General features: G+C 45.1%; 8 protein-coding genes. All 8 read right to left on the minus strand.

Features of this window, described 5'->3' with window-relative positions; all coding sequences use genetic code 11:
• A partial coding sequence (locus tag A2517_RS05315; RefSeq protein ID WP_294894863.1) for a response regulator occupies positions 1-541 on the minus strand: 541 nt, incomplete at its 3' end.
• Positions 542-552: 11 nt separating this feature from the next.
• Positions 553-1023 (minus strand): chemotaxis protein CheD, encoded by a 471-nt coding sequence (locus tag A2517_RS05320; RefSeq protein WP_294894865.1) that lies wholly within the window; start codon positions 1021-1023, stop codon positions 553-555.
• On the minus strand, positions 1024-1833 hold the full coding sequence (locus A2517_RS05325; protein WP_294894867.1) for a sensor histidine kinase KdpD: 810 nt from the start codon (positions 1831-1833) through the stop codon (positions 1024-1026).
• Positions 1834-1836: 3 nt separating this feature from the next.
• On the minus strand, positions 1837-3216 hold the full coding sequence (locus A2517_RS05330; RefSeq protein ID WP_294894869.1) for a PAS domain-containing protein: 1380 nt from the start codon (positions 3214-3216) through the stop codon (positions 1837-1839).
• A 10-nt stretch (positions 3217-3226) separates the two neighbouring features.
• Entirely contained in the window at positions 3227-4048 is an 822-nt protein-coding gene (locus tag A2517_RS05335) for a protein-glutamate O-methyltransferase CheR (RefSeq protein WP_294894871.1), read from the minus strand.
• Positions 4035-6134 (minus strand): chemotaxis protein CheA, encoded by a 2100-nt coding sequence (locus tag A2517_RS05340; protein WP_294894873.1) that lies wholly within the window; start codon positions 6132-6134, stop codon positions 4035-4037. The genes A2517_RS05335 and A2517_RS05340 overlap by 14 nt, the downstream gene beginning before the upstream one ends.
• Entirely contained in the window at positions 6127-6390 is a 264-nt protein-coding gene (locus A2517_RS05345; protein WP_294894875.1) for a hypothetical protein, read from the minus strand. The genes A2517_RS05340 and A2517_RS05345 overlap by 8 nt, the downstream gene beginning before the upstream one ends.
• A partial coding sequence (locus A2517_RS05350) for a methyl-accepting chemotaxis protein (protein ID WP_294894877.1) occupies positions 6391-7081 on the minus strand: 691 nt, incomplete at its 5' end. It abuts the gene before it with no gap.

Below are 7081 nucleotides of genomic sequence, written 5' to 3' on the forward strand. Positions count from 1 at the left end.
CATTTCGCGGTAATCCCATCAAGACATCTTTGAGCGCTTCCGTCCCCCCCGTCGAGGCACCTATCGCTAAAATTTTATTGGTTGTTTCCGCGAGTGAGGTCGTATTGGCCTGCTGAATACTCTCTAACGATCTCTGCCGAACACGGACGCGCGATGCCACTTTGATCTTGGCGAGAAGCTCTTCGCGCATCGTCTCTACACCGTCATAGATATGGGAATGGGGTTTGCCGACAAAATCGACTGCCCCCGCTTCCAGTGCTTCGAGAGTTGTCCGTGCACCGTTTTGCGTCAAAGATGAGACCATAATGACCGGAATCGGCATATAATGCATTAGTCGCTTTAAAAAGGTGATCCCGTCCATCCGAGGCATTTCGACATCCAAACAGACAACATCAGGTTTAAGCTCCACGATTTTATCGCGTGCGACAAAGGCATCCGAGGCGGTTGCTACAACCTCGATACTCGGATCACTCTCTAAAATTTCACGCAGTACCGCGCGGGCTGTCGCACTGTCATCGACAATCAATACCCGTATAGCCATTCACTTTCTCCTTATACTTCACAACGGGTAGCGTATTTCATCAACACTTTTCCCCGTTCCAGATCAAACTGGATTTTACGTCCGTTTTGCCCTCCGACATCCTCGGCTACAATCCCTATACGATACTCTTTTAAAATTTCGCGTGCTACCAATACATTCTTTTCTCCGATCATCATCGCTTCGCTTCCCCCGATGCTCATCGACGCACCCCCGAAAATTTTTGCTTCCAGTGTTTTGGCGGATGATCCATGAAGCACCATCTGTTCGATCATTTTCGGTATGGAGATATTACCGAATTTAGGAGTCTGCAAGCCGTTTCCGTTCCAAAACGGAAGGAGATAGTGATTCATCGCTCCGATACCGAGTTTAGAATCGTACAAACAAACCGCCACACACGAGCCTAATACCGTCGAAATCGCTCCGGGAGATTGATCAATGTGTATCTGACCGACATGGATAAAGGTCGAACTGCCGTGTATCATTTAGAGTTCTATTGCATCATCAAACGATTCGAACAAAAACTCATTTGAACCGCATGCTTCCGAATCAGCAACTGCCTCTTGCAACGGTAATGTCACCGTAAAGGTGACGGTAGTTTCATCGACCTCATAATCTATACTACCATCCAGTAATCCGCACAGTTCGCGTGCTATACTCAGCCCCAAGCCCAGACCATGTTCTCCCTCTGCACCGGGAGCAAAGCGGGTAAATACTTGCGCTTTATACTCCACATTCGGACCGTGCCCTTGATTTTTAATGGCTATGGTAACGGCACTCTCCGATTTACTGATAGTAACCTGCACACTACCGTTCGCATCTCCGTAATCACACGCATTGGCTAACACATTTTTCAAAATTAGATAGAGTTTTTTAGGATCGGATATGATCTTTTCTTCCAATGTACTCTCAATAATAACATTAAGATTTTTACGCTTTAGTTTGTATTTGAATCCCTCAATCGCCTCTTGAACAAGCACCTTAGGATTAACCGATGCATACGTCACATCCACGACTCCGCTCTCTATTTCAGAAGCAGCCACAAGATTTTGGATACGTGAATCCAAAAGAAGGGCTTCTTCATGGATCAGTTCAAAAACATCTTCACGCGAATCACCGCTCACAGGTGCGAGATGGGGAATCATCCCTAATAATGCCGTCATCGGGTTGTTGAGTTCATTGGCAATCAATGATAAAAAGCGCGATTTTGCTTTTTCGCTCTCAATAAGCTGTTTGTTTAGTTCCAGTATTTTTCGGCTTAAAAAAGCAAATTCTTCATTTTCTGCATCATTCATTGTTCACACATCCATTGTTTTGATAGCATCCGCTTCGAATCGGAATCGCTCGACTACTGTACGGATACGTTCTGCTTCATCCATCAAATTTCGATTTTCGGTATGGAAATTAATCCCCATTTTTTGCATTATCGCAATCTCTTCGGAGGTATCTCGAATCAGCCCTTTCAATTGCGAAAATATCCCTCCAAAACCGACGGTTTCATCGTTATTACTTGCCGCTTCGATAATTCCGTACACTTGGATGTACCCTAAATACATCACCTGTTGTTCCAGCTGATCGAGATGTTTAGTACTCTCTTGGATAAAACAATCCATTTTCAGTTGCAAGGCACTCAACTTATCACTGTATACAAACACCAATTCTATCAAAGAATCAAGTTTCTCACTGACTTCCGAAGCTGTTGTTTGCGCATTGCACTGCAATGACTCTTCGATAAAATAGGTCACCATCTCTATCTGAATGCTAAGGGATGAAACCGTAAAAATGAGTTCATTCAGTGTATCTGATAACGATTCGGATAAGGTATGGACTTGGGATATCAATCTATCGTTTTCTTTTGCGTTAATACGGATATCACTTGCTAAAACACCGAACGTCTCTCCGCCCTTTGCAACTTTGTACGATGCTACCGAAGCGTTTAGGGATAAAAAAACAATATCGCGGGCAAGATGACGTAACAGTACCCCTTTTTCTTCAAAGATCAATTTCACATGATTGTACATTTCTATTTTTTCAAACCAACAACCATACCTCTGCATCAACGTTTGACTGTTTTGGAGCAATACTTTGAGTTGCAGTCCTAGAGGCGTGGTCACTTCGGAGTATATTTTAGCCTCTGCCTCCGCAGCGACAAGAAGCTTTTTTCGCTCACTGAGTTCACTCAGCAATGCATCCGACATAAAATCATCATAACTCTTGTATCCCAAGTTGTGTAAGTTTTCAACCAATATCCGTTCACTGGATTCCATCCCGCCGCTTGTTTCTGCCATTAACAGCTTGAAATAGAGTTCACGCACCGCCGTAAAAATAGGAGAATTGGGCTTGATACGAATCGAGATGAAGTTATCACTTAGTGGAAAAACCGCGGCTAGAACCCAATAATATCCACCCTCTTTGGTTTTGTTCTTTACATACGCAACAACCGGTTGATCATTTTTTAAGTGATCCCAAAGAACTTTAAACACGACGCGCGGCATATCGGGGTGTCGGATAATATTATGAAATTGTCCGACCAGTTCTTCCCGTTTGTATCCGCTGATACGAACAAATACCTCATTTCCAGAGAGTATCGTACTCGCATGATCGGTGATGGAAAAGAAAAGTTCATTGGTATCGAATTTTGCCTCTTTCATAGCGATGGCACATCCTCTATTTTCCACACTCAATCCCTTATAATCGTTGATAAATCGAAGAACCTAAAAGTTTCAGGCTCTCACGATGGGTTGTCAGTGATTCTGAACTCCCGAGGAAAAGGGGAGACCCTTTTGGGAGAAGCGTCGTAAAACGCCCTATCAAATCATGACGGGTAACTTCATCAAAATAGATCATGACGTTGCGGCAAAAAATCATATCAAAACTGTTTTTGAAAAAAAACGGATCGGTCACAAGATTGTATTTACGAAACAGCACTTTATCCCGCAAAGATCCATGAATTTGGTACCGTCCCTCTTCCGTTTTTTTAGGTTCAAATGCACGCATTATAATCTCTTTCGAGAGCCCCTCAACCGTTTTGGGATCATACGCCCCCCGCATCGCATGGGTAAGAACTTTTGAGGAGATATCGGTCGCTAAAATCTTGATATCCCATTTCTCAAAATCACTTAAATGGTGCTGTAAAAACATCAGTATCGTATAGGGTTCTTCTCCGCTGGAGCATCCCGCCGACCAGATACGGATCTTTTTCTCACGCTTGGAAGAGATGAGTTGGGGAAGGTAGCTCTCTAACCATTTCCACTGCGCACCCTCTCGAAAAAAAGAGGTGACATTGGTCGAAATAGCACTGACAAAGAAAGAGAGTTCATCACCGCTGAGATCGGAAACCAAATACTCATAATAATCACGAAACGATTTTAGCCCCAACTGATTAAGCCGTTTGTTAAGCCGCCCTTTAACGAGGGTGCTTTTTTGATCCGACAGAGCAATCCCTACCTTTTCGTAAATGTATTTGCGAAAAAGGTTAAACTCCTCAGGACGAAGTTCAATTTCCAGCATGTGGAGCCTCGATCATAGGGCGAAGCTCATCCACATTGAGAATCAATGCAATGTCACCGCTCCCCAAAATTGCTCCTCCTGAGATCTCTTTGAGCTTTGCGAGTGCTTTTCCTAAAGGTTTGATAACGACCTGCTGACGCCCGACCAGTTCATCAACCATAATGGCAATTCGACCCGCTTCGGTCTCAACACACACTAAAATCCCTTCCCACGGCTCGATTCGCTCAGCCCTTAGGCTAAATACATCGCTAAGGCGAATAATAGGAAGATGCTGTCCGCGCAAGGAGACGAACTCCCCTTTTTCTTTGAGGGCATGAACGATATCCTGCTCAGGTCGGAACGATTCCACGACACTGAGGGTTGGGATGATGTAAATCTCACCTGCCGCTTGAACCAACATCCCGTCAATAATAGCCAATGTCAGAGGAAGAACCATCGAAAAAGTGGTTCCCTCCCCCTCACGGGATTCGATTTCGATCTTACCGCGCAGTTTTTCGATCGATGTTTTAACGACATCCAATCCGACACCGCGTCCTGAGAGGTCGCTAATCGCATCGGCAGTCGAGAACCCCGGCTGCATAATAAGGCCGAAAATCTGAGAATCACTCAGGTTCTCATCACCGCTAATCACCCCGCGCTCAATCGCTTTTTGGAGCACTTTCTCTTTGTTGATACCGCGACCGTCATCACTGACGCTGATGACAATACTGCCGCTTTTGTGATAGGCTCGCAATGTGATCGTCCCTTCCACTTTTTTACCGGCGGCAAGTCTCTCCTGCGCATTCGCTTCCAATCCATGATCGATGGCATTTCGGATGATGTGAATCAACGGATCAGATAGACTGTCGATCATCGTTTTATCGATCTCCGTCTCCTCACCCAAGACATTAAGGTGAAGCTCTTTTCCGGTCTTTTTGGAAGTATCGCGAACTACCCGTTTCATTTTATCGAACGTATCGCGGATAGCGACCATTCGGAGGCTCATAACCCGATCTTGAATCCGTTTGGTGATCTTTGAGAGGGTCTCGATAGTACGGCTGATCGACTCGTCTTCGATAAGACGGATTTTCTCATTTTGGGCGATAAAATTCTGTGCAATAACGAGTTCGCCGACCGAATCAAAAAGTTCATCCAGTTTAAACGTATCGATACGGATCGTCGATTTTGCCCCATTGCTTAACGCTGACGTATCTGATCCCGGAGAAGGTTTCGCTACGGCAGACACTTTTGGCAATGCTGTTTCTTCCACTTTTACAATCGTTACAGGTTCAGGGGCAGATTCAATTTCTTTGATAGCGTATTCGTGATCAAATAAATATTCGAAATTCTCTTCTATCTCAGTACGTGAGTGTGTAGTAAGGAGGACAATCCCCATTTTTGGCACATGATTGGTATCAGCGGCAAACGTCTCGAGGGTCGGAACACTCTCAAGAGAAAAAAAGCTCTCACACGAGAACGCTTTTTCGGCAAGTAATCCGATAAAGATGAGATGATCAAAACCCCGTTTGTAGCTGTCTGTATCAAGACTCAATTCGATGCGGTAGATATGCATCCCCTCCTGATAAGAAGCACGCATCATCTCTATCGATTGCGTCATATCATTCTCATACTGATCGGGGCATTCTAATCCAAACTCGGATGCTAAATCGGCAAATGGGGCAACACTCTCTTGGCTCTGCGAAGGTGAAGGACTCCCTTTTTTAGAAGCAATCAACGATTTGATCCCCTCCAAACACCCCGCATAATCATTCGGAAGATCGGGGAGTGCATCGAGCTCGCACACCATCACCTCTTTGATCACATCGACGCTATTAACGATGAGTTCAAGATGACATACCTCGATCTCCTCTTTCGTGCTTCGGTAGTGATCAAGAACATCTTCAAAATGGTGAACAAACTCACCAAGACGGGTAAAACCGAATGCATTGGCATTCCCCTTTAGGGTATGAACCCCTCTGAAAATTTCATTCAAAAGATCAAAATTACCGGCATCTTCTTCAAAACGGATGATATCGACATCAAGTTTCTCGATAATCTCCCCCGCCTCTTCGATAAAGATGGCTTTGACTTGTTCTTGTTTAGTCATGACATATCCAATGAATGGTTCCATACGCCGCAGAAGTAGTGATCCCTTTCTCTAAAAAAGGGATACTCAGTTCACGACGTGTTTTTTTTAAGCTCGCTAATAGAGCCAGAAGAGCACTGCTTTTTAATACCCCGCTCTCTTCTACCTCGATACGATCGATATAGTCGATTCTGGGGCGGACGAACGCTTCAAATTCTTTAATTTCTTCCATACTCATCGATAAATCGATGGTGAGAGCGTCTCCGTCAAATTCCATTTAGAACTCTTTCAGATCGTTCTCAGAGAGAGGAAACACGTCATCGGCTCGTGTCGGGATTGTTTTACGCTGTTGCTGTGCAGGAGCACGGTGGGCAATGACCGGCTTCGGATCTAAATGGTGCAGATTCATTTTCTTCACTCCTTGGGTTGCGGGAGCATCGCTCTCCATCCCTACCATTTTAGCTAAGATTCGGACGGTTTCCATCATCGAGGTTGCTTGGGCGTTAAGTTCTTCAGCGGCTGCGGCGGCTTCTTCGGAGTTAGCGGCTACTTGTTGGGTTACTTGGTCAACTTGACCCATTGCTTGATTGATCTGACCCATACCCTCAGCTTGTTCTTTTCCTGCGATAGCGATTTCACCGATCAGGTCGGATACTTTTTTAGATTGTTCAACGATCTCTTGGAATGAGGTGTGGGTAGCGAGGGCGATTTGGTTCCCCTCTTTGATCTGTCCGACGACCTCTTCGATAATGTCGGAAGTCTCTTTGGCAGCCGATGCCGCACGTTGAGCCAAGTTACGAACTTCATCCGCAACGACGGCAAACCCTAGACCGTGTTCACCCGCACGTGCCGCTTCAACTGCTGCATTCAGTGCGAGGAGATTGGTTTGGAAAGCGATTTGATCGATGGTTTTGATAATACCGCTGATTTTAGCCGCTGATTCGGTGATGGCGTGCATTGAATGGGAG

Source organism: Sulfuricurvum sp. RIFOXYD12_FULL_44_77, from assembly GCF_001830725.1.
Lineage (GTDB): Bacteria > Campylobacterota > Campylobacteria > Campylobacterales > Sulfurimonadaceae > Sulfuricurvum > Sulfuricurvum kujiense_A.

Bases quoted from the DNA above. Each gene is read 5' to 3' on its own strand.
- A2517_RS05320 (WP_294894865.1), bottom strand. From the start codon at position 1,023: ATGATACACGGCAGTTCGACCTTTATCCATGTCGGTCAGATACACATT.
- A2517_RS05325 (WP_294894867.1), bottom strand. From the start codon at position 1,833: ATGAATGATGCAGAAAATGAAGAATTTGCTTTTTTAAGCCGAAAAATA.
- A2517_RS05335 (WP_294894871.1), bottom strand. From the start codon at position 4,048: ATGCTGGAAATTGAACTTCGTCCTGAGGAGTTTAACCTTTTTCGCAAA.
- A2517_RS05340 (WP_294894873.1), bottom strand. From the start codon at position 6,134: ATGACTAAACAAGAACAAGTCAAAGCCATCTTTATCGAAGAGGCGGGG.
- A2517_RS05345 (WP_294894875.1), bottom strand. From the start codon at position 6,390: ATGGAATTTGACGGAGACGCTCTCACCATCGATTTATCGATGAGTATG.